The organism is Streptacidiphilus anmyonensis, from assembly GCF_000787855.1.
Classification (GTDB): Bacteria; Actinomycetota; Actinomycetes; order Streptomycetales; family Streptomycetaceae; genus Streptacidiphilus; species Streptacidiphilus anmyonensis.
Map to the genome: position 1 here is coordinate 81022 of NZ_BBPQ01000036.1, position 3472 is coordinate 84493.

3 protein-coding genes and 1 pseudogene are annotated in these 3472 nt (G+C 72.6%); 2 read left to right on the forward strand and 2 right to left on the reverse strand.

Annotated elements, in window-relative coordinates:
- Window positions 1-248, forward strand: a pseudogene (locus TR50_RS49180) (NAD-dependent epimerase/dehydratase family protein); the annotation flags it as partial.
- Between the two features lie 3 nt (window positions 249-251).
- The gene (locus tag TR50_RS26420; protein WP_042427022.1) at window positions 252-1337 is read left to right on the forward strand and encodes a lysophospholipid acyltransferase family protein; all 1086 of its coding nucleotides are present in this window, start codon (window positions 252-254) and stop codon (window positions 1335-1337) included.
- Window positions 1338-1488: 151 nt separating this feature from the next.
- On the opposite strand, the gene TR50_RS26425 is transcribed toward TR50_RS26420, so the two are convergent.
- Both TR50_RS26425 and TR50_RS26430 read right to left on the reverse strand, forming a co-directional pair.
- Complete coding sequence (locus TR50_RS26425; RefSeq protein WP_042427024.1) at window positions 1489-2667, reverse strand: DUF5667 domain-containing protein; 1179 nt, start codon at window positions 2665-2667, stop codon at window positions 1489-1491.
- A gap of 177 nt (window positions 2668-2844) precedes the next feature.
- On the reverse strand, window positions 2845-3472 hold a 628-nt coding region (locus tag TR50_RS26430; RefSeq protein WP_042427060.1), incomplete at its 5' end, for an ECF subfamily RNA polymerase sigma factor, BldN family.

The following is a 3472-nucleotide window of genomic DNA, read 5'->3' on the forward strand; positions in this document are numbered from 1 at the left end:
GGGGCCTGGCCCGCCAGACACGGATGCTGGACTTCTCCCCCGAGCAGCTGCGGCTGCTGACGCACGGCCGGGTCGTGGACACCACGCAGCTGCGGGAGACGTTCGGCTACACCCCCGCCTACACCACCGAGCAGGCCCTGGCCTGCCTCGGCGCGGCCCTGGGCCCCGGCCTGCTGCCGCCCGCGCGCGTGGCGGCCTGGACCGACCGGGTCGCCGACGCGCTGCCAGTGACGATCGAGAGGACGTGAGGGATGGGCTCGGCGCGGGAGCAGACCTGGCGCGAGGAGCGCGACGCCAAGGTCATCCCCATCACCAAGCGGCGCGGGGTTCCCGCCGCGCGCCCGCCGCAGGCGGACGACCAGCAGCAGGGTGCCCGGACGCCGGGCCCCGAGGGCGGCCAGGGCGGCCAGGGCGGCGAGGGCGGCGTCGCCGAGGCCGTGGCCCAGGCCGTCGGCAACGCGCTGGCGGGCCCGCTGGGCGGCGTCGCGGGCAGGGTCCTGGGCGACGGCTGGGAGCGGCGCGCCGCGAACGGCCTCGGCTTCCTGCGGCGTCGCCTCACCGGCGACTACCGGGTCGACGAGTTCGGCTTCGACGAGGAGCTCACCGAGCAGGTGTTCCTGTCGCTGATGCGCCCGCTGGCGGACAAGTACTTCCGCGTCGACGTGCGCGGCGCGGAGAACCTGCCCGCCAAGGGCGGCGCGCTGGTCGTCGCCAACCACTCCGGGGTGCTGCCACTGGACGCGCTGATGACGCAGGTCGCCATCCACGACCACGCCGACCGCCATCTGCGGATGCTCGCGGCGGACCTGGTCTTCGTCCTCCCGGTCGTCAACGAGCTGGCCCGCAAGGCCGGGCACACGCTCGCCTGCAACGAGGACGCGCAGCGGCTGCTGGAGAACGGCGAGATCGTCGGGGTCTGGCCGGAGGGCTTCAAGGGCATCGGCAAGCCCTTCGCCGACCGGTACAAGCTCCAGCGCTTCGGCCGCGGCGGCTTCGTCTCCTCCGCGTTGCGGGCCGGGGTCCCGATCGTGCCGTGCTCGATCGTCGGCGCGGAGGAGACGTATCCGATGATCGGCAACGCGAAGACCCTGGCCCGCCTGCTGGGCCTGCCGTACGTGCCGATCACCCCCACGTTCCCGTGGCTCGGCCCCCTGGGCGCGCTGCCGCTCCCCACGAAGTGGGTCATCCAGTTCGGGGAGCCCATCCCCACCGACGCGTACCCGCCGGAGGCGGCGGACGACCCGATGCTGATGTTCAACCTGACGGACCAGGTCCGCGAGACGATCCAGCACACCCTCTACCGGATGCTGGTGCAACGGCGGTCCGTCTTCTTCTGACACCAGGGACTGACACCAGGGACCTTGCACGACAAGGGGCGCGAGGAACTGCGCGACAAGCCACCATGGGTGGTCAGTCGCCGAGCGAGCAGGGCCATCCCGACAGGATGGTTGCTCGCGCAGTTCCTCGCGCCCCTTGAGCGCTAGCCTGCTAGCTGCCCGAGACCCCGATCCCGATCCCCGGCAACAAGCCCCCGACCAAAGGGGGGATCGTCAGGCCGGCGCCTCCCGAGCCGCTCGGGCTCGCGCTCGGGGTGGTGGACGGGGCGGTGGAGGGCGACGGGCCGCCGAGAAGGCCGCCGACGCTGCCGAGGCCGGAGCCGCCGACGAGGTTGCCCGTGCCGGAGGTGGTCTGGCCCGAAGGCGCCGTGGAGGGCGACGTGCCGCCCTGCATCGTGCCCGTGCCCGATGTCGTGCTGCCCGAGGGCGTGCCGACGGACGCGGACGGGGACGGAGAGCCGCCCGAGTCGTTGTCGGCGCCCGCGTCCGGCGTGGCCGGCAGCAGCGGGGTGACCTCCTGCCTTATGCCGGAGAGCAGGCCGCGCACCTGCGAGGCCACCGGGTCGAGCTGGCCCGGGAGTTCGGGCTCCAGCTGGTCCATCGCCCGGCTCTGCACCGCCGCGAAGCCGGCGAGCTGCTGGAGCGGGGCCAGCGAGTGACTGCGCCGGTAGATCTCGTTGAGCAGATCGCGGCCGCGCTTGCCCTCGGCGTTCATGTCCGACAGCGCGCGGTCGAGGTCGGCGATGGTCTGCGGGCTGAGCCGGCGGGAGCCCACCGACGAGCCGCGGCTCATCAGCTGGCGGGCCTCGTCCATCCGCGTGGAGGCCTCGTCCAGGAGCAGCTTGCCGCGTTCCTCGTCCGAGCCGGCGAGGTTGAGCCGCCAGTCCTCCAGGCCCCGCTTCATGCCGTAGAGGGAATCCCCGGGGAGCGACGACGTGGAGGCCACGGCGACGCCACCGAGCGTGCCGAGCGCCATCATCGAGGCCAGGCCGCCGACGGCGAGGCGGCGACCCCAACGGGTGGACGGCCACAGCGCCGCCGGTCGGACCGCGCGGTGGGAGCCGCGACGGGAGCGCTGGGCGGGCACCATCGCCCCGCCGCCGCCCGCGAAGGCCCGCTCGAACTCGGCCACCAGCAACGCGCGTTGCGTCAGGCGGACCTGAGGATCAAGGCTCGGCCCCGACACGGTGGCCAACGCGGTCACCATGGCGAGCATATGGTCGTACTGTCCCTCGCCCTCGCCGGGCTCTTCGTCGAACCGGGCCTCCCGGGCATCCACGGCGTCGGCGAAGGCTCTCGCCCGACGGAACTCCAGCACGTTCGCTGTCATGGGCAGCACCTCCTCTCGACGTTATCGACTGTTCGGCCGAGCGGCAGGTTGCACCGTCGCGCCACGATCCACCCGAAAGGGTGAAGCAGTTCCCGGAATTGGGCCTTGCATCCTGCGCAACGATTGTGGGAGAGGAGGGTTACGCAAGCGTCAGCTCCGCCGATGTACGCGTCGCCCCTACCGGGCATCGCTGGGCAGCAGTCGGGCCAGCGTGCGGACCGCGCGGTACTGCAAGGTCTTGATCGCTCCCTCGTTCTTGCCCATGATCCGCGCCGTCTCCGCCACCGAAAGCCCTTGCAGGAACCGGAGCGTGACGCACTCCTGCTGCTGCGGGTTGAGCCGGCGCACCGCCTCCAGCAGGGCCGCGTTGGAGAGGGACTCCAGCACGGACTCCTCGGGGCTCGGCTCGACCTGGTTGGAGTCGAGCATCTCGCCGGTGGTGACCTCCAGCCGGAAGCGGCTGGACTTGAAGTGGTCGGCCACCAGGTTTCTGGCGATGGTGACCAGCCAGGCGCCGAAGTCCCGGCCCTGCCAGGTGAAGGTGCCGATGCGGCGCAGTGCCCGCAGGAAGGTCTCGCTGGTGAGGTCCTCGGCCGTGGCCCGGCCCCCGACGCGGTAGTAGATGTAGCGGTAGACCGTGTCCGCGTAGTGGTCGTAGAGCCGGCCGAAGGCCTCGCCGTCGCCGTCCTGGGCGCGTTCGACGAGCGCCATGATCGGGTTGCCCGCCGGGCTCTCCCACCCGGTGCCCGCGCTTGTGCCTGTGCCCGTCTCCGTGCCGGCCGCCCCGGCCGCGCCTGCCCCGCCC

Bases quoted from the DNA above. Each gene is read 5' to 3' on its own strand.
- TR50_RS26420 (WP_042427022.1), top strand. From the start codon at position 252: ATGGGCTCGGCGCGGGAGCAGACCTGGCGCGAGGAGCGCGACGCCAAG.
- TR50_RS26425 (WP_042427024.1), bottom strand. From the start codon at position 2,667: ATGACAGCGAACGTGCTGGAGTTCCGTCGGGCGAGAGCCTTCGCCGAC.